At 68.5% G+C, this 20,652-nt stretch carries 24 protein-coding genes; 10 read left to right on the top strand and 14 right to left on the bottom strand.

Features of this window, described 5'->3' with window-relative positions:
* Positions 1-11: 11 nt before the first annotated feature.
* Both AMYAL_RS0131425 and AMYAL_RS0131420 read right to left on the bottom strand, forming a co-directional pair.
* Positions 12-1,094 (bottom strand): hypothetical protein, encoded by a 1,083-nt coding sequence (locus AMYAL_RS0131425; protein WP_026467603.1) that lies wholly within the window; start codon positions 1,092-1,094, stop codon positions 12-14.
* Positions 1,091-2,542, bottom strand: coding sequence for an FAD-dependent oxidoreductase (locus tag AMYAL_RS0131420; RefSeq protein ID WP_020635255.1), 1,452 nt, complete (start codon positions 2,540-2,542; stop codon positions 1,091-1,093). Before AMYAL_RS0131420 ends, AMYAL_RS0131425 begins: the two co-directional genes overlap by 4 nt.
* 202 nt (positions 2,543-2,744) lie before the next feature.
* Here AMYAL_RS0131420 and AMYAL_RS0131415 point away from each other — a divergent pair, with 202 nt between their 5' ends.
* Positions 2,745-3,701, top strand: coding sequence for an ABC transporter ATP-binding protein (locus AMYAL_RS0131415; protein ID WP_020635254.1), 957 nt, complete (start codon positions 2,745-2,747; stop codon positions 3,699-3,701).
* A 1-nt stretch (position 3,702) separates the two neighbouring features.
* Complete coding sequence (locus tag AMYAL_RS0131410) at positions 3,703-4,515, top strand: ABC transporter permease (RefSeq protein ID WP_020635253.1); 813 nt, start codon at positions 3,703-3,705, stop codon at positions 4,513-4,515.
* Positions 4,516-4,518: 3 nt separating this feature from the next.
* Here the strand turns inward: AMYAL_RS0131410 and AMYAL_RS0131405 are convergent, their stop codons facing one another.
* The 3 genes from AMYAL_RS0131405 to AMYAL_RS46505 are packed head-to-tail and all read right to left on the bottom strand — an operon-like array spanning position 4,519 to position 6,516.
* On the bottom strand, positions 4,519-5,142 hold the full coding sequence (locus AMYAL_RS0131405) for a transglycosylase SLT domain-containing protein (protein WP_020635252.1): 624 nt from the start codon (positions 5,140-5,142) through the stop codon (positions 4,519-4,521).
* Positions 5,143-5,189: 47 nt separating this feature from the next.
* On the bottom strand, positions 5,190-5,678 hold the full coding sequence (locus tag AMYAL_RS47895) for a C40 family peptidase (protein WP_143267649.1): 489 nt from the start codon (positions 5,676-5,678) through the stop codon (positions 5,190-5,192).
* Positions 5,665-6,516, bottom strand: coding sequence for a class I SAM-dependent methyltransferase (locus AMYAL_RS46505; RefSeq protein WP_020635250.1), 852 nt, complete (start codon positions 6,514-6,516; stop codon positions 5,665-5,667). Before AMYAL_RS46505 ends, AMYAL_RS47895 begins: the two co-directional genes overlap by 14 nt.
* A gap of 95 nt (positions 6,517-6,611) precedes the next feature.
* Here AMYAL_RS46505 and AMYAL_RS0131390 point away from each other — a divergent pair, with 95 nt between their 5' ends.
* Positions 6,612-7,382 carry an SGNH/GDSL hydrolase family protein gene (locus AMYAL_RS0131390; protein ID WP_039795894.1) on the top strand — a complete coding sequence of 257 codons (771 nt, stop codon included), beginning with the start codon at positions 6,612-6,614 and terminating at the stop codon, positions 7,380-7,382.
* Here AMYAL_RS0131390 and AMYAL_RS0131385 read toward each other — a convergent pair.
* Positions 7,373-7,945, bottom strand: coding sequence for a TetR/AcrR family transcriptional regulator (locus AMYAL_RS0131385; RefSeq protein ID WP_026467602.1), 573 nt, complete (start codon positions 7,943-7,945; stop codon positions 7,373-7,375). The genes AMYAL_RS0131390 and AMYAL_RS0131385 overlap by 10 nt on opposite strands.
* A 44-nt stretch (positions 7,946-7,989) precedes the next feature.
* Entirely contained in the window at positions 7,990-8,268 is a 279-nt protein-coding gene (locus AMYAL_RS0131380) for a metalloregulator ArsR/SmtB family transcription factor (protein ID WP_020635247.1), read from the bottom strand.
* A 184-nt stretch (positions 8,269-8,452) separates the two neighbouring features.
* On the opposite strand from AMYAL_RS0131380, the gene AMYAL_RS0131375 reads away from it, so the two are divergent.
* From AMYAL_RS0131375 to AMYAL_RS0131365, 3 genes are read left to right on the top strand one after another with little or no spacing between them, the layout of a single operon-like run.
* On the top strand, positions 8,453-9,037 hold the full coding sequence (locus AMYAL_RS0131375) for an NADPH-dependent FMN reductase (protein ID WP_020635246.1): 585 nt from the start codon (positions 8,453-8,455) through the stop codon (positions 9,035-9,037).
* Positions 9,034-10,482, top strand: coding sequence for a DHA2 family efflux MFS transporter permease subunit (locus AMYAL_RS0131370; RefSeq protein ID WP_020635245.1), 1,449 nt, complete (start codon positions 9,034-9,036; stop codon positions 10,480-10,482). The genes AMYAL_RS0131375 and AMYAL_RS0131370 overlap by 4 nt, the downstream gene beginning before the upstream one ends.
* Positions 10,479-10,853 carry a MerR family transcriptional regulator gene (locus AMYAL_RS0131365; protein ID WP_020635244.1) on the top strand — a complete coding sequence of 125 codons (375 nt, stop codon included), beginning with the start codon at positions 10,479-10,481 and terminating at the stop codon, positions 10,851-10,853. Before AMYAL_RS0131370 ends, AMYAL_RS0131365 begins: the two co-directional genes overlap by 4 nt.
* Here AMYAL_RS0131365 and AMYAL_RS0131360 read toward each other — a convergent pair.
* The 7 genes from AMYAL_RS0131360 to AMYAL_RS0131330 all read right to left on the bottom strand — a co-directional run bounded on the left by AMYAL_RS0131360 (position 10,843) and on the right by AMYAL_RS0131330 (position 16,503).
* Positions 10,843-11,325, bottom strand: a complete 483-nt coding sequence (locus AMYAL_RS0131360; RefSeq protein WP_026467601.1) for a pyridoxamine 5'-phosphate oxidase family protein — start codon at positions 11,323-11,325, stop codon at positions 10,843-10,845. The genes AMYAL_RS0131365 and AMYAL_RS0131360 overlap by 11 nt on opposite strands.
* 91 nt (positions 11,326-11,416) lie before the next feature.
* On the bottom strand, positions 11,417-12,772 hold the full coding sequence (locus AMYAL_RS0131355) for an SPFH domain-containing protein (protein ID WP_020635242.1): 1,356 nt from the start codon (positions 12,770-12,772) through the stop codon (positions 11,417-11,419).
* A 50-nt stretch (positions 12,773-12,822) separates the two neighbouring features.
* Positions 12,823-13,254, bottom strand: a complete 432-nt coding sequence (locus tag AMYAL_RS0131350) for an NfeD family protein (RefSeq protein WP_020635241.1) — start codon at positions 13,252-13,254, stop codon at positions 12,823-12,825.
* A gap of 95 nt (positions 13,255-13,349) precedes the next feature.
* Positions 13,350-14,165: a DUF3097 domain-containing protein gene (locus AMYAL_RS0131345; RefSeq protein WP_020635240.1), complete on the bottom strand. Its 816-nt coding sequence runs from the start codon at positions 14,163-14,165 to the stop codon at positions 13,350-13,352.
* A gap of 97 nt (positions 14,166-14,262) precedes the next feature.
* Positions 14,263-15,156 (bottom strand): aminoglycoside phosphotransferase family protein, encoded by an 894-nt coding sequence (locus AMYAL_RS0131340; RefSeq protein WP_020635239.1) that lies wholly within the window; start codon positions 15,154-15,156, stop codon positions 14,263-14,265.
* Positions 15,141-15,923 (bottom strand): SCO1664 family protein, encoded by a 783-nt coding sequence (locus tag AMYAL_RS0131335; RefSeq protein WP_020635238.1) that lies wholly within the window; start codon positions 15,921-15,923, stop codon positions 15,141-15,143. The genes AMYAL_RS0131340 and AMYAL_RS0131335 overlap by 16 nt, the downstream gene beginning before the upstream one ends.
* 4 nt (positions 15,924-15,927) lie before the next feature.
* Positions 15,928-16,503, bottom strand: a complete 576-nt coding sequence (locus tag AMYAL_RS0131330; protein WP_020635237.1) for a DUF3090 domain-containing protein — start codon at positions 16,501-16,503, stop codon at positions 15,928-15,930.
* A 144-nt stretch (positions 16,504-16,647) separates the two neighbouring features.
* On the opposite strand from AMYAL_RS0131330, the gene AMYAL_RS0131325 reads away from it, so the two are divergent.
* The 4 genes from AMYAL_RS0131325 to AMYAL_RS0131310 are packed head-to-tail and all read left to right on the top strand — an operon-like array spanning position 16,648 to position 20,613.
* Positions 16,648-18,588 (top strand): S9 family peptidase, encoded by a 1,941-nt coding sequence (locus tag AMYAL_RS0131325; protein ID WP_020635236.1) that lies wholly within the window; start codon positions 16,648-16,650, stop codon positions 18,586-18,588.
* Positions 18,585-19,472 (top strand): S66 peptidase family protein, encoded by an 888-nt coding sequence (locus tag AMYAL_RS0131320; protein WP_020635235.1) that lies wholly within the window; start codon positions 18,585-18,587, stop codon positions 19,470-19,472. Before AMYAL_RS0131325 ends, AMYAL_RS0131320 begins: the two co-directional genes overlap by 4 nt.
* Before the next feature lie 48 nt (positions 19,473-19,520).
* On the top strand, positions 19,521-20,147 hold the full coding sequence (locus AMYAL_RS0131315; RefSeq protein ID WP_020635234.1) for a class I SAM-dependent methyltransferase: 627 nt from the start codon (positions 19,521-19,523) through the stop codon (positions 20,145-20,147).
* Between the two features lie 49 nt (positions 20,148-20,196).
* Positions 20,197-20,613: a TIGR03668 family PPOX class F420-dependent oxidoreductase gene (locus AMYAL_RS0131310; RefSeq protein WP_020635233.1), complete on the top strand. Its 417-nt coding sequence runs from the start codon at positions 20,197-20,199 to the stop codon at positions 20,611-20,613.
* Positions 20,614-20,652: the final 39 nt, after the last annotated feature.

Raw genomic sequence — 20,652 nt, 5'->3', positions numbered from 1 at the left:
AGCGGCGATTCTCAGCCGGTGGCAGGTGCGCCGCGGCGCACGCGGTACAGCGCGGCCAGCATCAGACCGGCGCCCGCGAAGCAGGCCAGTGCGTAGAGCCCGCTCCCGATCGGGGTGCCCTCTTCGGTGACGCCGTCCTCGGCGGCGAGGTAGGCGGGCAGGGCGCCCAGCCAGAACGCGGCCATCCCGCCGAGGTAGATCGCGGGGTAGAACCGGGCGAAGGGGGTCAAGGGCTCGCCGGGACCTCGGTGCCTGACGAAGATCCACGTGCCCGCCAGCCACAGCAGGGCCAGCTCGACGCCGAGGATCCAGGCCTGCGCGGTCGTGTTCGGGTCGCTTCCGCCGAAGAGGCTCGACGGGAGACCGGCGATGGCCATGGTCGGCGGGGTGAGGACACCGGCCAGCACGACGCGCGCCGCGAGCGACCATCCGCGCCGTGGTCCGCCCGCGAGGCACACCACCAGGTAGGTCATGGCGCCCATCGAGACGGAGGCGAAGAGCAGCATGCTGTTCATGGGCACCGAATCGAGCGCGGGATGGTTGACGATCCGGTTGTTCCCGTTCCAGGCCCACCACCTCAGCTGCGGGCCGAGGTGGTCGAAGACCTCGTAGAACACTTGGCAGGCGAAGGCGACCGCGACCGAGCCGATCAGCGCGCCGCGGGCCCGGAAGATCCCGAGCGACCGGACGAGCTCGTAGGCGAGCTGGCTGATCATCGGGTAGAACGCCACGATGTAGAGGGGCAGCCGGTCCCACATGAACTGGGCGGTGAACCGGTTGTGGGCGAAGATGAAGCCGTACTGTCCCTCGATGCCGAACCATTCCGGGAAGTACAGCGGCGGTTCGATGACGAGGAGGTAGACCAGCGAGGCGCACCACAGCACCAGGTTGGTCGAATCGCCCTGTCGGTGACGGCGGACGGCGTGCACCAGTGCGAAGACGGCGCCGCCGAGGACGAGCAGTTCCAGCAGTGGCATCGTCCAGTGCGCCGCTTCCCACGGTGGGCGGATCGAGAGCCATGGGGACACGTCGTGACAGTCGAAGCCGAGCCCGCGCGTGACGGCTTCGGCGTCCGGCCCGCACACGGCGCTCATCGGGAGGCGACCGGTGAGTAGTCCGTGACTGGCGGCTCGGCGCGGGCGTCGAAGTCGAAGGGAACCCGGTGCCTGCCCAGCGCGGCCCGGATCCGGTAGCGCACGAGTCCCGCGATCACCCGCGGGTTCGTCATCATGTCGCGCAGTGACTCGTCGAGGTTGAACACCTTCGCGAAGTGCTCGTCGACGACGTCGTCCTCGCGGGCTGCGCCGACGATGAGCCGGAACGCCGGTCCGGACATCGCCGAAAGCAGGCGCCGCTTCCACTCCCCTGCCTTTTCGGTGCCCACTGCGCAGGCGTAGCCCTGGTCCCTCGCCATCGCCAGGCTCCACGGGACGTTGAGCAGCTTTCGTTGCGCAGCAAGGAAAGCTGCGGAGAACCGGGCGTCGAGGCGGTCTGTGCCGTCGAGGTGCTCGCGCAGCAGCAGCGCCGAACCCGCGGCGGAACTGATGCCTTGTGCGTAGAACGGGTTGAAAGCGCAGATCGAGTCCCCGATGAACGCCAGGCGTTTCGGCGGGGTGCGGAGCCGGTCGTAGCGGCGCCACTTGTTGCCGGTCGATCGCGTCAGGTGCACTTCGGACGTCGGGGTGGACCGGTCCATCGCGGCCGCGAACAGCGGTGCCCGCACCCGGCGGGCCGACTCGACGAACGCCTCGGTGGTCCGCGGCATCTCGAGTCCCCACGAGCCCATGCACGCGATCACCCGGTCGCCCTCGATCGGGAAGAAGTTCACCAGGAACTCGTGCTCGTCCGGATGCGCGCCCTTGTCGGGGGTCGGCATGATCACCAGATGCCGCCACCACCAGGACGCGGGCCGCTCCTCGGGTGAGGGCAGGTCGTACCAGCGCGAGGTGTAGGTGACCTTGGCGTCGAGGGTCCGTACTTCGGGCTCGGGCCAGCCCGCGGCCGCCAGCCAGGCTCCGACGGAGGACCCGCGGCCCATCGCGTCGACCACGAAGTCGGCGTCGAGATGCTCGTCGCCGCCGGAAAGGACGACACCGGTGACGTCGCCGGCGTCGGTGGTCAATCCGCTCACCGTGACGCCTTCGCGGATCACGACGTTGGGCAGCTCCCGGACCTTGTCTCGCAGCACGCGTTCGATGAGGATCCGCGAGCTGTAGATCATCGTCATCGCGCTGCGTTTGCGTGCCGACCAGCCTTCCCCGTCGAGGTAGGCGGCGTCCATGGACGGCATGAGATGCAGTCCGCCGGCGGCGACGAGGTCGTCTTCGAAGCCGGGGAACAGCGCGCCGATCGCGCGACGGCCCGAGTTCAGCAGGAAGTGCGGATGCTTGCTCTGCGGTACCCCGCGCCGGTGCTCGGCCTCGGCCGGAAGCTCGTCGCGTTCGAGCACCAGGACCTGGTCGAAGTACCGGGCGAGCGCGCCCGCGGTGCAGAGACCGGCGGCGCTGCCACCGAGGACGACGGCGGTCTTGCCGAGCCGCATGCGGATCAACTCCCAGCGTCATTCATACAGATTTACAACTCCTGTATGAATGTATGAACGCTGCCGGAGGCTGTCAAGACTGGAACACTGGCCCGCGCCGCAACTTTGGTTGCGGTGGCGAGCGACGTTGTGCAGTAGCCGATCAACCGTCCCAACCGGTTCCCTGGACATCGGCAGCACGAACCGAGGGCGGGGCAGGCACGTGATCACAGCACGAGATCTGACGAAAAAATACGGGAGCACGACGGCCGTCCGTTCCCTGTCGTTCGACATCAAACCCGGTGTGGTGACCGGTTTCCTCGGGCCGAACGGGGCGGGCAAGTCGACCACCATGCGGATGATCCTCGGCCTGGACGCGCCCAGCGGCGGCTCGGTCACCGTCGGCGGCAAGGCCTACCGTGACCTGCCCGCACCGATGCGGGAGGTCGGCGCGCTGCTCGACGCCAAAGCCGTGCACGGCTCCCGCACCGCGTACCGCCACTTGCAGTGGGTGGCGCAGGCGGGCGGCCTCTCCCGCAAGCGGGTGGACGAAGTGCTCGACACCGTCGGCCTCACCGAGGTCGCGGGCAAGAAGGTCGGCGGGTTCTCCCTCGGCATGTACCAGCGGCTCGGGATCGCGACGGCCCTGCTCGGCGACCCGCCGACGCTGCTGTTCGACGAACCGGTCAACGGGCTCGATCCCGAGGGAATCTTCTGGATCCGGACCCTGATGCAGGACCTCGCCGCCGAGGGCCGCACGGTGTTCGTGTCGAGCCACTTGATGAACGAGATGGAGGAGACCGCCGCTCACGTCATCGTGATCGGCCGCGGTGAGCTCATCGCCGACCTGCCGATCACCGACCTGACCCAGCGCAGCTCCCGCAATCACGTCCGCGTGGTCTCGCCGCAGGTCACCGAGCTCGCCGAGGCACTCGAACGGGCGGGCGGCACGGTCACGAAGCGGGAAGACGGCTCTCTCACCGTCATCGGCCTGGACGCGCCGCAGATCGGTGACATCGCCCTGGAACGCAGGCTCGGGTTGCACGAACTCACCCCGGTCCGTGCCAGCCTCGAAGCCGCGTTCATGGATCTCACCAGGGACAGCGTGCAGTACCGCTCCGCCAACGAACACAAGCTCGCCGAGACGGTGCGGGCGCTCGCCTCGGAAGGCAGTGACTAGCGTGACCACCACCATGGCCTCCCCCGGCGTCGCGAACACGCTCGCCGCGGAATGGACCAAGCTCAAGTCGGTCCGCTCGACCTGGACCGTGGTCACCGCGGCGGCGGTGGTCAGCGTCGGGTTCTCCGCGCTGTTCAGCATGCTGACCCAAGCGGACTACCGGAATCTGCCTGCCGGGCAGCGGGCGGACTTCGACGCCGCGGGCACCAGCATGGTCGGGATGAACCTCGGGCTGATCCTGGTGTCGGTGCTCGGGGTGCTCGCCGTGTCGGGCGAGTACTCGACCGGCATGATGCGCCTGACCCTGGCCATCACGCCGCGCCGCGGCCGTGTCCTGCTGGCCAAGGCCGTGGTCGTGGGTCTGCTGACCTTCGTGCTCGGCACGCTGTTCGCGACGGCGGCGTTCTACTCCGGGCAGTTGATCCTCGGGCTCAACCCGGACATCCCCACCCTCGGTCTCGACGGCCCAGGCGTGCTGCGCAGCCTGCTCGGCTGGGGCGCGGAGATGGCGGCGTTCGCCTTGCTGGCGCTGTCGTTCGGGGTGATGATGCGCAGCGCGGCGGGTGCCATCGCCACCGCGATCGGCTTCATCTTCGCCCCGGCGATCCTCGGCGCCCTGCTGCCGGCCTGGGTCCAGCGCGACATCCTGGCCTACTTCCCCGCCTCGGCCGCCGAGCAGCTCAGCACCGCACAGCTCAAGACCGACGCGGTGACCTACCTCGGCCCGCTCACCGGCGGCGGTGTACTGCTCACCTGGGTCGCGGTCGCGTTGGTGGTGGCGCACTCGCTGATGGGCAAACGCGACTCCGGCTGACACTCAGCCTGCCCCCAGAGCGTCCTTGGCCTTGTCCCAGTTCGCGTGGAGATTGTCCAGATAGGACTGCGCCTGGGAGCCTGGCTTCGTCCCGCGCGCGAACGCCTTCATGTTGCCGGGCCCCGTGTTGTAGCCCAGTGCGAGCAACTCCTCGGTCGTGAGCGATCCGGAGCGTTTACCCGGAAGTTGCGCGGCCAGGTCGTGCAAGTACCAGGACGCGGCTTGAATCGCCAGGTCAGGGTCATCGGGCAGCTCCTGCCAGGCGCGATCGGCGAAGGCTCGCCCCCGCCGGGTCTGTTCGTAGGCCGCCTTGTGCATGTTGGCCACCCCGAAGGACGCGTCCGGCTTGAGCTTCTGCCATTGACGTTCGAGCTCGGGATCATGCGGTTTGTACGATTCGTTGTAGAGGATCGCCATCACCAGCCGGGGTGACACCCCGGCTTCGGCCGCTCGCGCCTTCACCTGCGCGGCGAACCGCGCGGGCTCGTAGTTCCCGTCGACGGCACTCGCCGGGGCGCTGGGAGTTTCGGTCGCCGTCGGCCGCGGATCGGCAGGCCCGCCGCACGCCGCGAGCAAGACCGTGAGCAGGCATGTCGCCGCCACCCGCTGCGGCCGAAGCCCCGTCATCGCCCACCGCCTTCCGGCGAGAGCCGGAGCTCTCGCCGCATGCCACGCTACCGGCGAAGGGTCCGGGTGGTCATGGTGTCCTTGACGGTGACCAGCGAAACCTTGCCGGTTTCGGGAAGCGGGATCACCATGTCGCCGTTGTCGTAGTAGATACCGACCGCGCTCCTCCCCGAAAAGACGAGGTCCCCTTTTCGACGCTGTTCATCGGGGATCGCACGGGAGGCGGTGTACTGCGCGGTGGCCGTGCGGGGAAGCGGAACTCCGAACTGCGCGTAGCACCACTTCACGAGTCCTGAGTCGTCGAACGAATTCGGCCCCGCCGCACCGTAAACGAACGGCTTCCCCAATTCATACTGGGTATGGGCAAGGTCGCCGACCTGCTCGTAGTCCACGGGCGCGGCAGAGGCCTGAACCGCGACGCCGGAGAACAGAGCGACCATGACCGCGGAAAGCACGACACAAAAACGCTTCACTCGCCATTCCTCTTTCTCAAAATGAACTTCTCCCCAGAATGTCTGGATCTTACGATGTTTCAAGGCCCTCCGGGAAGCCTGGCGCCTGCGGACGCGATCTCTTGGACGCCGTGACCAGCCGGTCGGTCCGCCGGAGTCGGACTCCGTCAGCGGATTCGAACCGCCGGAAACCGGCCTGGACCTCACTACGGAGCGGGCCGATGACGTGCTGTTTCACGCCATCGAGGTTGTGTCGGACGGGGCCGGTGGCGAAGAGGAAGTCAGTGGCGTCGGCGGCGTCTCTGCCGAGCACAATGTGCGCCTCGACCGAGACAGCGCTTACCTCGGTGAAGCCTGCTTCGTCGAGCAGCGTGTGGATGCGTGTTACGTCGTTGAGGGAGCCGACGCCGTGTTGTGCGGGTGACAACTGTCGCAGGAAAGGTCGTAGCGGGGCGGTCGCCCGAGAGTAGTCACTGTCAGGGTCTGGTCCCTGTGGGCAGGTGAAGACCAGTCGGCCGCCGGTTCGGAGGCTCCGCGCGATGTTGCCGAAGCCTCCGGCAAGATCCTCGAAGAGCATGAGTGCGGATCGGCTGATCACCACGTCGAAGCCGTCTTCGGGAAAAGGGTGTACTTGTGCGTCGGCCTGGATGAACTCGACGTTGGCCTGCCCGCGTTCGGCCGCGTCCGCCCGTGCCTTGGCCAGCATCGAGTCCGACAGATCGACGCCGACGACTTGTCCGCTCACCGCTTGCCCGGCCGCGAGCAGGGTGGTCTGCCCGGTTCCGCAACCGATGTCGAGGACTCGATCACGCGCGCCGATCGAGGCCGCGGCGAACAGGGCCTGGTTGAACCCTTCGGCCATCGCGTTGTACCGATCGGCGTACTCGGCCCAGATCTCGCCTTCCCAGCCGTTCCAGGTCACAGACTTCCTCCACTGCAGCGCACGTATCGGGCATGAACATGGCCAGGTCCAGCCGGACGCCACCTCACAAGTAGCATCGGGGCATGTCCCAATCGATGACCGACCGCTTAGTAGGTCGATTGGTTTGTCTCGGTGACTCCTTCACCGAAGGTGTCGGCGACGAGGACCCGTCGTCGCCCAACGGCGTCCGTGGCTGGGCTGACCGCGTCGCGGGGCAGCTCGCAGCCAACCACCAGGACTTCCACTACGCCAACCTCGCTATCCGCGGCAAACTTCTCGGGCAGGTCCTCACGGAGCAGCTCGAACCGGCGCTCGCGATGAACCCGGATCTCGTGACGCTGTATGCGGGCGGCAACGACCTGATGCGGCCGAAGGTCGACATCGACGCCTTGATCGACGACTACGACGTCGCGGTCGGCAAGGTCGTCGCCACCGGGGCGCGCGTTGTCCTCTTCACCGGTGTCGACGGGGTCGAAGACGCCTTGTTCCGCAGGATCAGGGGCCGCGTCGCGATCTACAACGAGCACGTCCGGGGGATCGCCGCACGACACGGGGCGCTGCTGGTGGACATGTGGGCGATGCGCCGACTGCGTGACCGGCGGCTGTGGGCACCGGATCGTCTGCACCTGAACTCCTTGGGGCACAACGAGATCGCCATCGCCGTTCTCGACGTGCTCGGTGAACCGCACAAGCTGACGCCCGCCGAGCTCGGACCGCGACCGCTGCTGAGCCCGCAGGCACGGCGCACCGAGAACTTCCAGTGGGGCAAGGAACACGCCGTCCCGTGGATCAAGCGCAGGCTGCGTGGCGAATCTTCAGGCGACACGCTCGCACCGAAGCGGCCGACGATGGAGCCTTACGCCTGACGCGGCCGGAGGCCGTCGAAGAGGATGCAGATCGTCCGGGTCCGTAGTTCGGGCCCGGCGTGCTCCGCCGCTTTCGCCGTCCCGATGATCACGGGGATCAGTTCGTCGACGCCGAGATCCTTGCGGACGTCGCCGGTATCTTGTGCCCGGCTCAGCAGGACGCCGAGCGCGTCCTTGAGGCGGACACCGATGACAGATTCGGCCACGGGGACGCTGATTCCGGCTGCTGTCAAGGCTTCGAAGTAGGCGTTCTTGGCGTCGGCCATCGCGATCCAGCCGGTCAGGAAGCCGAAGAACGCGGCGCCAGGGTCGGGCGAGTCGGCGGCCACTGTCGTTTCCGCTTCGTCGACGAAGCGGTGAAGGCGCGCATAAAGCACAGCCTCCAGCAGCGCTTCCTTCGTGGGAAAATGCCGGAACACGGTGCCGACGCCGACGCCTGCCTCGCGGGCGACTTCTTCGGTCGGCGCGCTGGTGCCTTTGGCCGTGAAGACGCGCTCCGCGGCCTCCAGCACCCGCGTGCGGTTACGGCGGGCATCGGCTCGGAGAGGTTTCTCGTCCGTCACAGCGGGGATCCTAGACCCGTTGTCCAGAGTCGGCGCAGACACGCTTACTCGCCGTGCCAATGCCGCTCGTACGGCGAGAGCCACTGGAAGACCTCCTGCAGCGGAGCGGCCTCCAGGGAGTAGACGCGATTGCGCCCGTGCCGTTCTTCCCGGACGAGCCCCGCTTCGCGTAGCACCCGGAGGTGTTCCGACAGACTCGGCCGCCGCATGTCGAAACGTTCGGCGATCTCCCCCGCCGCCCGCGGGCCGTCCAGGAGGATCCCCAGCACCTCGCGGCGGGCCGGATGAGCGAGGGCGGCGAAGACGTCGTCGTTGACCGGCACTAGCGCGGCCGGAACTGGGCGAGGTCGAAGTTCATGCCCCACCGTAGGTAGGGCATTTCCTACATGTCAAACGGAGAGGGACACCAACCCGGCTACACCCTCGACCTAGATAGAGGTCCAGGGTTCGTGACCAGGGCCGCAATGGCTTGAGTTCGCCTATGGACGAACTTTTAGCGTCGTCGCCATGAGCACAGAAACCACCGCACAGTCCCCGATCCGCCTCGCCGTGATCATCGGAAGTGTCCGGCACGAGCGCTTCGCCGACGCCATCACGGGCTGGCTGCTGACCGAACTCGCCGCGATCGACGGCCTGGAGGTCGATCCGATCGATCTCGCCGACATCGACCTCCCGCTGCAGGGGACACAGCCCGGCGGCACCGAGACGGTGATCAGCGCCAGGCTGCACGCGGCCGACGCCTACCTGGTCGTCACCCCGGAGTACAACCACAGCTTCCCGGCCGCGTTGAAGAACGCGATCGACTGGCACTTCACCGAATGGGCGTACAAACCCGTCGCGTTCGTCGGCTACGGCGCGGGTTCGGGCGGCATCCGCGCGATCGAGCAGCTGCGGCTGATCTTCCCCGAGCTGAGGGCCACCACCATCCGTGACGCGGTACTGCTGAACGCCCCGTGGACCCGGCTCGGCCCGAACGGGTACGAAGGCACCGAAGGCGAGCGCGCCGCGCTGGCCGGGACGATGACCGAACTGGGCTGGTGGGCCCGCACCCTGCGCGCCGGACGCGTCGCGGCTCAGGCGAGTGCGTCATGAACCGCCTGACCGCACGGGAACTGCGCATCGCGGCGGTGGTCGCGCTCGGCGGCTTGATGGCCGTTCTGGACACCACGATCGTCGCCGTCGCGCTGCCGCGGTTCATGACGACCTTCTCCGCGTCGCTCACCACGATCCAGTGGGTCGCGACCGGCTACGCACTCGGCATGGTCGCGGCGATGCCTCTCGCGGCCACCTTCGCGCAACGCTGGGGAGCACGCCGGGTGTACCTGGTGGCGCTGCTCGTGTTCGCGGCGACGTCCGCGGCCGCCGGAGCGGCGGGCGATCTGGGCTGGCTGATCGCCGCGCGAGCGGTGCAGGGCCTCGCCGGTGGCCTGATCAATCCGCTGGGAATGACCATCGGCTTCGGCTCGGTGGACCCGGAACGCCGGAGCCGGATGACCACGATCACCGGGCTTCCCCTGCTGATCGGCCCGATCCTCGGCCCGTTGCTCGGCGGCGTCCTGCTGGACAGCCTGTCGTGGCGGGCGCTGTTCTTCATCACCGTTCCCCCCGCCCTGCTCGCCGTCGCGGGTGTGCTGCGCTGGGTGCCGGCCGACATCCCGTCGGCGGAACGCAGCCCGATCGACCTCGTGGGCGGCCTGGTGCTCGTCCCCGGTGTCGTCGCGGTGGCCTACGGATTCAGCGAAGAGACGCTCGGCGCGGCGGCACGGGTGGCGATCGTCGTCACCGGCCTCGCCCTCATGGCCGTGTTCACCCGCCGGTCGTGGCGTCATCCCGCGCCACTGCTGAACGTCCGGCTCCTGCGTGACCGCACTTTCGGGCGCAACACCGCCGTCCTGGTCCTGTACGCCGCGCCGTACTTCGGCTCGATGCTGCTGATGCCCGCCTACATCCAGGTCATGCGCGGCGACTCACCCATGGTCAGCGCGCTGCTGTCGGTGCCGGGCGCACTCGGGATGGGCATCACCATCCAGTTCGCCGCCCGTGTCCTGGAACGCTTCGGGCCGCGGATCGTCGTCGGGACCGGGCTGGGCCTGGCGATCGCCTCGACCGGGCTGACCATGCTCGTCCTCACGCCGGACACGCCGTACCTGGTGCTGGCGGTCTTGGGGGTGTTCCAGGGAGCGGGCACCGGAGCGATCATGATGCCCACCATCGTGAGCGCGGGCCGGAACCTGCGCGGCCCGGACCTCGCGTCCGGTTCGGCGATCCTCCCGCTGTCCAGCACCATCGCGAGCGCGGTCGGCACAGCGGCGGTGAGCGCGGTGTTCACCGGGTTGATCGCCGCGGCCACCGGAGGCCGGGGACTCGCCGCGCTGGCCGATCCGGCGGCCCGCGCGACGCTCGCCGGGGAGATCGTCTCCGCGTATCGTGTGACTCTCGCCGGCGTCCTCGCGGTCATGGTGATCGCCTTGGTGGTCAGGCTCAGGACCCGGCCCGTCACGGCCGGGGAACCCGCCACGGTAGGGAGCGCAGCATGACGACGCCGACACGCCCTCGGAGCGACGCGCACCTGACCATCGGCGAGGTCGCGAGCCGCGCCGGGGTCTCGGCCAACGCCGTCCGGTACTACGAGCGCTACAGCGTCATCACCGCCGAGCGCACCACGGGTAACGCACGCCGGTTCACCGTCGACGCCATCTGCCGGATCCGGCTCGCGGTCGCCGCCCAGCGGGTCGGGCTCAGCCTCGCCGATAGCGCGCGGATCCTGGCCGAGATCCCGCCGATGTCCCCTGACCTCGAAAAGTGGTCCCAGGCCGGGCAACGGCTCATCGACGCCGGGCAGGCCCGCATCGCCGAACTCACCGCGGTGGTCGACGAGTACCGGACGCTCGAGTTCCTCACGAACTGAACGGCCCGTCCGCGGCACTCGACCAGCGGAACACCGGGCGGTTCTCCAGACCGGGGTAGGCCACGGCCATACCCCGGTCCGGGGACATCGACCACAACAGCGCGTCCGGCGAGGCGGCGTGCTCCGCCCAGGACGGCGACCAGGCGGGAACGTAGCGCTCGTAGATCCTGCGAACCCGCGCCACGTCCTTGGTCTCCAGCCTCGCGGACCCGGTCATCCGCACCTGACGGACGTCATCGGGCGGGTCGAAGGTCGCGACCATGACCGCGACCTCCCGGTGGTCACGAGCCGCATCCAGGAACGGCGCCGGCCGGTCGTCGAACACCGGGGTGTGGAACCACAACCTGCCCTCCTCTGCCACGAACCACATCATCGCCAAAGCCGTGTTCCCTCGGCCGGTGACGGTGGCGACGCTGGCCGGCAGACGCGGCTCGTCGAGAAAGCCCTGTATGGCGAAGATCGGTTCAGTCATGACGCCCACCTTGCAACCTCCACCGCGATCGAGGTCCAGTAACGCGACTGAGGGCCGCCCCGGACGGGACGGCCCTCAGTCGATGCCTGGATCAGCGCTGCGGCGGCGGACCGCCCTGCGGGCCGCCGAACGGGCCCTGCTGCGGGAACGGGCCGCTGCCCGGTCCCTGCGACGGCGGCCCCTGGTAGGGGCCTCCCTGCGGACCGGCGGGCGGCTGGGCCTGCGGCAACCGCGAAGGCGGCGGCGGGGCCTGCTGCCGCGGGGGTTCCGGGGCCGCCTCCGGCTCGGGAGCGGGAGCGGCCTTGGGAACCTGACGCGGAGCCGGCGGCTCCTGCCGCGGTGTCGCGACACCGAGTGCCGGAACCTCCTTGCGCGCCACGGCTTCCGCGGCCGCCACGGCCTCGGCGACCTTCGGGTCACTGGAAGTGTCGAACCAGCCCTGGACCTCTTCGTCCTCCAGGTCCGGCTTCTCGACAGGGTCTTCCTTCGGCGGCTCGTAACGGAACACACCGTCGTCGCCCGGAGCACCGAGCGCGCGGGCGAAACCTTCCAGCGCCTTGCCGTAGTCGCTCGGGATCATCCAGACCTTGTTCGCGTCACCCTGCGCCAGCTGCGGCAGGGTCTGCAGGTACTGGTACGCCAGGACCTCGGGAGTGGGACGCCCGGCCTTGATCGCCGCGAACACCTTCTCGATGGCCTTCGCCTGGCCCTGCGCCTGCAGGTACCGGGCGGCACGTTCACCCTGCGCCCGCAGGATCCGCGACTGCCGCTCGGCCTCCGCGCTCAGGATCGCGGCCTGCTTGGCACCTTCCGCGGCGAGGATCTGGCTCTGCTTCTGACCTTCCGCGGTCTTGATCGCCGATTCACGCTGACCTTCGGCGGTCAGGATCATCGCGCGCTTCTCACGGTCGGCGCGCATCTGCTTCTCCATCGAGTCCTGGATGGAGGGCGGCGGGTCGATCGCTTTCAGCTCGACACGGGCGACGCGGATGCCCCAGCGGCCGGTGGCCTCGTCGAGCACGCCGCGCAGCTGGCTGTTGATCGAGTCACGCGAGGTCAGCGTCTGCTCGAGGCTCATGCCACCGACGACGTTACGCAGCGTCGTGGTGGTCAGCTGCTCCACACCGACGATGTAGTTCGAGATCTCGTAGACCGCCGCGCGCGAGTCGGTGACCTGGAAGTACACGACCGTGTCGATGGACACCGTCAGGTTGTCCTCGGTGATCACCGGCTGGGGCGGGAACGACACGACCTGCTCGCGGAGGTCGATCCGCGCCCGCACCTTGTCCAGGAAGGGCACCAGAAACGTCAGGCCGGGAGAAGCCACCGTCCGGAACCGGCCCAGCCGTTCGATCACGGCCGACTGGGCCTGTGGCACCACCATGATCGCCTTGACCACGACGACGACCACGAACAACGCGAGCAGTCCGACGACGATGAATACCACTGTCTCTGACAACTACCTTCCCCTTACGTAGAAACCTGTTGCTGTGCGGCTCACAGTGCGGCCGAAACGACCGCCGTGGCGCCCGAGATCTCGACGACCGTCACCGAGGTACCAGGGGCGATCGGTTCCCCTTCGCTCATGCACCGTGCCGACCAGACGTCGCCCGCCAGCTTCACCTGGCCACCTTCGACGTCCACTGTGGACACTACTACCGCTCGCGCGCCGATCAGCGCGTCGGTGTTGGTCTTGATGTCCGGCCCCGAGAGGAACCGGCGCTTGAGGGTCGGACGGACGAGGGCGAGCATCCCGACCGAGGCGATCGCGAACACCGCGACGTCGATGAACGGGTTCCCGGTCAAGGCCGCGGAGCCTGCCCCGAACAGGGCTCCGACACCGACCATGAGCAGGAACAGGTCACCCGAGAGCAGCTCGGCGATGATCAGGAGGATGCCGGCGATCAGCCAGATGAGAGCGCCTGTCATGCGTTCATGCTCCCAGATCGCGCCGATTCATACCGAGGAAGCGAAACCGACGTGACCGACGCGTGACCTTGAGTGACCTCGCGCAAACCGGTCATTCAGGACTCCTCGCCCGGATCCGAGACGAAGTCGATGAGCCGCTCCACCGCTCCGATCAGCGGCGTTTCCAGATCCCGGTAGCTGCCGACCGCCGCCAGGATCCGCTGCCAGCCCTCCCACGGCTCGCCCCAGCCAAGCGCGTCACAGACACCCTGCTTCCACTCCGTGCCCCGCGCGATCTTCGGCCAGGCACGGATACCGACGACCGACGGCTTCACCGCCTCCCAGACGTCGATGTACGGATGCCCGGTGACCAGCACGTTCTCGTCGCGGATCCCGTCGACGATCCGGGACTCCTTACTGCCCGCGACCAGATGGTCGACCAGCACCCCGAGACGGCGACCAGGCCCGGTGCCGAACTCACCGATGCGATCGGACAGCACGTCCACCCCATCGAGTGGTTCCACCACCACGCCCTCGACCCGCAGATCGTGACCCCAGACCCGCTCGACCAGTTCGGCGTCGTGCTTGCCCTCCACCCAGATACGCGAATCACGCGCGACCCGTGCCTTGAGCCCCTGGACCTGGACCGACCCGGACGCCGACATCCGCCGGGCCGGGGCCTTCGGGGCCGCCTTCACGGGCACCAGCGTGACCGGCTTGCCTTCCAGCAGGAAGCCGGCGGGGTTCAACGGGAACACCCGATGCTTGCCGTGCCGATCCTCGAGGACCACATTGCCGTACTCGATCTTCACCACGGCGCCGCAATACCCGCTGACCGGGTCTTCGACCACGAGCCCCGGCTCGGCGGGCACCTCGGGGATCTTCCGCTTACGCGGACCGGACAGCACGTCGTCGTAGGAATGAGAGCGCACGGCGGACGACGCTAGCGGTGCACGGGGTCAGCGTCTCCCCGCCACGCCGGTCCGGCCGCCAACCGCCGCCCTGCCGACGTCGATCGCGGACTCGGGTTCACCGGCAGAATGACAGCATCGCTTCGACGAACGGGGTCCGCTCACCCCGCTCGAGCGGCCGCATCACGAACAACGGCGAGAGCGCGACACACCACGCCCGGACCCGCTCGGCGTCGAATCCAGGCAGATGCGGCGCGATCGCGTCGAACCCGTCCTCGAGCGTGCCACCGCCGGTCATCGGCAGCGTGACCCAGTCGGCCAGGTCGAAAGCCGGGTCGCCGACACTCGGCCGCGGATCGATCGCGACCGCTCCCCTGCCCGGCCCGCCGTCGAGGACATTGCCAGGGTGCAGATCGCCGTGCACGATCGCCTTCCCGTGCCCATCGGTCGCCAGGGCGAGAGCCCGCAGCCGCGCTCGATCGAGCGTCTCCAACGACAACGTCGCCTCGGCCACCGACCCACGCAGGCCACGCTCGGCGAGCCGGTACATGAACACGACCCGGTCTTCCAGCGTCGAGAAACCGGACGGCGGGGTCACCGCGTGGATCTGGGTCAGCAGATCACCGACCTCGGCCCACGGGACGTTCACCCCCGCCTCCAGCAGCTGCGTGCCGGGATCGATGCCCTCCAACAGGATCGCGCCGTCGGAGACCGCTGTGGCGAGGACCTGCACGACCCGCGAGCAACCGCCCCACGCCCGCAACGCGGCTGCCTCCGACTCGGCGATCGCATGATCCGGCGTCAGCTTCAGCACCTTCTTGGCGCCGTCATCCCCGACACAGATCAACGTACGGCCGGTGTTACCCGGCTTCGCACCGACAACGGTCAGCCCCCACCGCTCCGCCAACCGCTCCACCAGCGCGGGCAGCGCATCACACCAAACCGCGACATCCTCACCGAACCGCCTGATCAGGCGCGCACGGGCCTCGTCGTCGATCAGAACAGCGGCCACGGGACGGCCCGCCAATCGTCACCGGGCTCAGGAAACACACCCTCCGCGAGCAACAGCTCAGTACGCTCGGCCAGCGCGCGGATCTCGAAACCGGTCAGATGCGCACTGAGCGCGTCACCGAGATCGCCGTCCAACCGCTCACGCAGGCCGCGCAGTTTGCCGACCTCGGCCTCGGACAGCCGCTCACCGATCCAGCCCCACAGCACCGTCCGCAGCTTCGGATCGGTGTGCAGACAGATCCCGTGGTCCACGCCGTAGACCCGGCCGTCCGCCCCGGCGAGCACATGGCCGCCCTTGCGGTCGGTGTTGTTGACCACGATGTCGAGCACGGCCAGCTCACGCATCCCCTGACGATCCGCGTGCGCGAGCACCGCGGGCTCACCATCGCGATCGTGCGCGTGCAGCACGACACGCCAACCCTCCGGCAAGCTCTCCGGGGACCGGACGTCGACCAGCTCCTCTTCGGTGGTCTCGATCCACAGCTGCACCATCCCAGGCCCGAACGGCCCGTCACGCAGCACCGTCGGCGGGATCGCACCGAGTCCGGAAGCCTCCGCGACCATCGCCGTCGCGACCTCGCGGCCGGCGAGCGTCCCATCCGGGAAATCCCACAACGGCCGCTCACCCGACACCGGCTTGTACACCACGTTCCCGGTCACACCGTCGAACTCGATCGTGCAGAACAGCGTCACGTTGGAGGCGTCAACGAGCCTGCCTTCGACGTCGATCTTGCCGCGCTCCACCAGCTCCCGCGAAGTCTCCGACACCCGCTCAGTCCTCGAGGACGTCGACGTCGCGCCGGTACCCGTTCTGCCGCGGGCAGATATGGCCCGCCGGGTCGAGCGGCTCCGCACACAGCGGGCACGGCTTACGGCCGGCATTGACCACCCTGTCGGCACGCTCGGCGAACGCGCGCGCCGCACCGGGAGTCAAGAAGACACGGACGGCGTCCGGCCCCTCTTCGGTGTCGTCCAGAACGACCGTTTCGTCCACCTCGCCTTCCGTCATCGCGAGCAGTTCGATGACGACGGCACTGCTGTCGGCGTCCCAGCCGAGGCCCATCGTGCCGACGCGGAACTCCTCCTCGACCGGAACGGCCAGGGGATCGACGTCGAGAAGCTCGTCGGGCGCGTCGTCCGGTACGTCCGCGCCGAACCGGCTGGCGACCTCTTCCAGCAGCGAGCTGAGCCTTTCGGCCAAGACCACGACCTGCTGTTTTTCGATCGTCACACTGATCGTGCGGACGTCCTCGGACGCCTGGAGGTAGAACGTGCGGTCGCCGGGCTCACCGACGGTTCCTGCAACGAACCGGTCGGGCTGGCGGAAGACGTGGATTACGCGAGACATGGCATCTTTGACCCTAGGCCACGACCCCATGATCGGCATCCGCCGCCCCACGGTTCCGCCGAGGGCGAAACCGCTCGACAAAACCGCCCGCACCAGCAGTGCCCCGCGCCATCGTGGACAAAGGGACGCTCCTAGTCTTCAGCTGTGGTTGAGATCGCCCCCTACGGCACCTGGACGTCTCCCCTTTCGGCCGCCGACGTCGCGGCCTCGGGAGTCAGCGCGCAATGGCTCGGAACAGCGGGAGAAGAGGTCTGGTGGGCCGAAGCCAGAACAGGTGAGGGCGGCCGCGTCACCCTCGTGCGGTCCCGCACGGACGGCACGGTCGAAGACGTCCTTCCCAGCCCCTGGAACGTCCGCAACCGCGTCCACGAATACGGCGGACGCCCCTGGCTCGTGCTCGGCGACATCCTCGTCTTCACCCACTGGGCCGATCAACGCGTCTACCGCCGCGACCTGACCACCGGCGAGACCACCCCACTGACACCGGAGCCCGCCACCCGCCACGAGATCCGCTACAGCGACCTCCGCCCCGGCCCGGCAGGCGAAGTGTGGCTGGTCCGCGAACGCAGCACCGGCCCCCGGCGCGTCGACATCGCCCGCGACCTCATCGCGGTCCCCCTCGACGGCAGCCCCGGACGCGTCCTCACTGCCAGCCACCACTTCCTCACCGCACCGCAGCTTTCACCCGACGGGACACACGCGGCCTGGCTCGGCTGGAACCACCCCGCCATGCCCTGGGACGGCACCGAACTCTGCGTCGCCGAAATCCGCGCGGACGGGACGTTCGGCCCCCACCACGTCCTCGCCGGAGCAGCCGACATCTCCGTCTGCCAGCTCGAATGGGAATCGCCGGACACCCTGCTCGCCCTGCTCGACCCCGGCGGCTGGTGGAACCTCCACCGCATCGGACTCGACGGCACCGTCACCAACCTCGCGCCATGCGAACGGGAGATCGGCGGCGCGCAATGGAAACTCGGTGCCAGCTGGTTCACACCACTCGGAGACGGCCGCTTCGCCGTCATCGCCTCGGGCAAGCTCGCCATCCTCGACGAGACAACGCGGGAAGTGACCCCGGTGGCGGCCGCCACCGACCTGACCGCCTGGTCCACCAACGGATTCGCCGTCCACGAAGGCGGCATCGCAGGCGTCGCGGCAGGCCCGAAACGCGAAGGCGCCGTCGTGAAGGTCGACCTCGACCGCGAAACGGTGACCGAACTCGCATCGGTACCCGAACCACCGTCACCCGCCTACCTCTCCACACCCGTGGAACGGATCTTCAAAAACGACGAAGGCGACCGGATCCCAGCCTTCGTCTACCTGCCCGCGAACGCCGACTTCGCCGCACCTGACGGAGAACGGCCACCACTGCTCGTCTACCCCCACGGCGGACCGACCGGCCGGGACAGCGCGGTACTCGACTTCGAGATCGCCTACTTCACCAGCCGAGGCATCGCCGTCGTCACGGTGAACTACGGCGGCTCGACCGGCTACGGACGCGCCTACCGCGAACGGCTGCGGGAACACTGGGGCATCGTCGACGTCGCCGACTGCGTCACCGTCGCCGAAGCCCTCGCCGCCGAAGGCACCGTCGACGGCGACAGGCTGGCGATCCGCGGCGGCAGCGCGGGCGGCTACACCTCCGCCGCGTCACTCACCACCACCACGACCTACCGCGCCGGCACCGTGATGTACCCGATCCTCGACCTCGGCCAGTGGACCGGCGACGGCGGCGAAACACACGACTTCGAATCCCGCTACCTCGACAGCCTGATCGGGCCGCTGCCGGAAACCGGACAGCGCTACCGGGACCGGTCACCGATCAACAACGCGGAGACCCTCGCGGGCCCCCTGCTGTTCCTGCAGGGCCTCGAAGACGAGATCTGCCCACCCGAGCAGGCGGACCGCTTCGTGGCCGGACTCGCGGGCCGCGGCATCGAGCACGCCTACCTGAGGTTCGAGGGCGAACAGCACGGATTCCGGAAGGCGGAGACGATCGTGGCCGCCCTCGAAGCGGAACTGTCCTTCTACGGCCAGGTCCTCGGCTTCGAAACGCCCGGCGTGCCGAAGCTCCGGCTGAGCCGATGAGGCCGCCGAAGATCCGGCCAGGCGACACGATCGCCCTGGTCGCCCCGGCCGGACCGGTCCCGCCGGACCTCGCCGAGAAGGCGATCTCGGTGCTGAGCGGCTGGGACATCGACGTCCACGTCGGGCCTTGCGTCCGTGCAGCTTCCACCGGCTACCTGTCGGCCTCCGACCACGCACGCGCGGCCGAGTTCACCGACGCCTGGCTGGATCCGCGAGTGACCTGCGTCCTCGCCGCCCGCGGCGGCTACGGCTCACAAAGAATGCTCGACCTGGTCGACTGGACGGCACTGGCCGAGGCAGGACCCAAGATGTTCGCCGGATCCAGCGACGTGACCGCGCTGCACCGGGCCGTGAACGTCCACCTGGGACTGGAGACGCTGTTCTCCCCCATGCCCGCGACCACCCTGTTTGACACGGTGGCCGCGGAACACCTGCGACTGTCGCTGTTCGAGCCGGACGCGGCGCGGACGATCACCTCACCCACCGCGTCACCGCTGGTACCGGGCACCGCGACCGGCACACTCATCGGCGGCAACCTCGCCTTGCTGGCCTCGGGCCTCGGCACCCCGGAACAGGGTTCGGCGCGTGACGCGATCGTACTGCTGGAAGACGTCACCGAGAGCGTGTACCGGATCGACCGGATGCTGACCCAGTTGCTGCGTTCCGGCTGGTTCGACGGTGCCAAAGCGGTCGTGCTGGGCTCGTGGGAGGCATGCGGTGATCCGGAAGCGATCCGCGAGCTGATGCTCGACCTGCTGGCCCCACTCGGCGTCCCCATGGTCTGGGAATTCGGCTTCGGGCACGTCCCGGCGTCACCGACCATCCCCCTCGGCGCACTGGCCACCCTGGACACCGAAACGGGAACACTCCTGGTTTTGCCATAACAGCAACGGAACTTGCGAACCCGGCCCGGCCAAGGGCATCTTTCGGACATGGATTCCACACAGCAGTTCTGGGAAGACTTCTACCGCGACAAGGACCAGGTCTGGAGCGGGAAGGCGAACCCGATCCTGGTGGGCGAGGTCGCCTCACTGACGCCGGGCACGGCGCTCGATCTCGGATGCGGCGAAGGCGGCGACGCGATCTGGCTCACGCAACAGGGATGGCGCGTCACCGCCGTCGACATCTCGGACGTCGCGCTGAAGCGCGCTGCCGGACACGCGGCCGAAGCCGGTGTCGACGGCATCGTCTGGGAGCGCCACGACCTCGGCAAGTCCTTCCCGGAGGGGAACTTCGACCTCATCTCCGCACAGTTCTTCCACTCCCCCGTCGCGGAGAACGGCGAGCGGGACAAGGCGCTACGCCGCGCCGCTGAAGCAGTGGCGCCCGGCGGCACCCTGGTGGTCGCCGGCCACGCAGGCTGGCCGACGTGGATGGAAGAGCCGCCGCACAAGGACGTCCACTTCCCGACGCCTGCCGAAGTACTCGAAACGCTGGACCTGACCGACGGCGAATGGACCGTGGAACGACAGGACCTGATCACGCGCGACTTCCCCGGACCCGAAGGGCAGCAGGGAACACGTTCGGACAACGTGCTCCGCGTACGGCGCCACGCCTAGGCGATCCAGCACCTCAGGTGACCGGGTGGCGTCTCGGTACCGTTGCGACATGCGGATGACGCCTGCGGAAGCGCGGTCACGATTCGAAGGCGAGCGGATCGCCCGGCTGGCCACGACGGGTTCGGACGGTGTGCCCCACCTGGTACCCGTCACGTTCGTCATCGAGGGCGATTCGGTGGCGTTCGCGATCGATCACAAACCCAAGAGCACGACGGCGTTGCGGCGGCTGAAGAACATCGCGGAGAACCCGGTGGTCAGTTTCCTGACCGACCGCTACGACGAGAACTGGGCCGGGCTGTGGTGGGCACGGGCCGACGGGGTCGCCCGTGTCCTGACGGACCCTGACGAGCACACGCTGCCGATGCGGCTCCTGCGGGAGAAGTACTCACAGTACAAGACACAGCCGCCTCCGCATGCCGTGGTGAGCACCCTGATTCACTCATGGAGCGGTTGGCGCGCTTCCTGAGCTTCTTTTGGCCTTGTCGTCGTGAAACGGCGACAAGGC

Origin of the sequence: Amycolatopsis alba DSM 44262 (assembly GCF_000384215.1) — a bacterium.
GTDB classification, from domain to species: domain Bacteria; phylum Actinomycetota; class Actinomycetes; order Mycobacteriales; family Pseudonocardiaceae; genus Amycolatopsis; species Amycolatopsis alba.
Note: the sequence above shows the minus strand (reverse complement) of the source record. Positions and strands in the feature narration are given on the sequence as shown.